This window comes from Zhengella mangrovi (genome assembly GCF_002727065.1).
Classification (GTDB): Bacteria; Pseudomonadota; Alphaproteobacteria; order Rhizobiales; family Rhizobiaceae; genus Zhengella; species Zhengella mangrovi.
In genome coordinates this window covers 1-714 of sequence record NZ_PDVP01000064.1, presented here as the reverse complement: position 1 = coordinate 714, position 714 = coordinate 1, and the positions used below count along the sequence as shown (strand labels likewise).

The window sequence follows — 714 nt, the reverse complement described above, 5'->3', positions numbered from 1 at the left end:
GCGTCCCAGCCGCATGGCGCGGCCGCCGAACCGCAGCTTGTAGTCCTGTGTCCCGGTTCCGAAGTAGACGGTCTTCAGCCCCTCGCGTTCCGACCAGTCGATGATCTTCGTGATGAGGACCATGCCGGGCGAGTAGCGATGCCACTCCTCCTCGCCGATCGAGATCAGGACCCCGTGGATCGAGTCCGGCCCGACGAGCGCGATATAGGCGGAAACCAGCTCGGTTCTGCTGCGCAGGCAGAAGGTGACCACGGGCCCGCCGGCCGATGCTCCCTGGCACAGCAGGTCGTAGAACGCGGCGTATCCTGGCCGGGTTTCCAGCGAATTGTCCCGGCCGGTCGCCACGAACCGCCGGTTCCTCTGATCCCGCAGGATCTGGAAAAGCTCGGCACAGAATCCCGTCTCCCGCGAATAGACGAAATCGATGCCGAGGCGCGCGAGCTTGCTTTCCTTGGCGCGGGCATCCTTGAACACCGATTTCCGCCTCCAGTCCTGCGGGGCAGACGGCGAGATATCCAGCCAGTACATCTTCGAATCCGCGTCGCAGGCCGGCAGGTGAAAGAGCGGGTTCTCCCTGCCTTCGATCGTGTCGGGCACTTTCGGGATGTCGATCAGGTCGGCCGAGACGAGCCGGGCGGTGAACTGGCCCCAGACGGCGGCGAAGTCTGCGCTGGAAACCGGCAGGATTTTCGACAGCGCGGGCGCATTCTGGTC

The 714-nt window shown here is 64.7% G+C and carries 1 protein-coding gene; it reads right to left on the bottom strand.

All coding sequences use genetic code 11. The annotated features are described in order from the left end of the window. The coding region (locus tag CSC94_RS23990; protein WP_114647888.1) for a GNAT family N-acetyltransferase at positions 1-714 on the bottom strand (714 nt) is incomplete at both ends.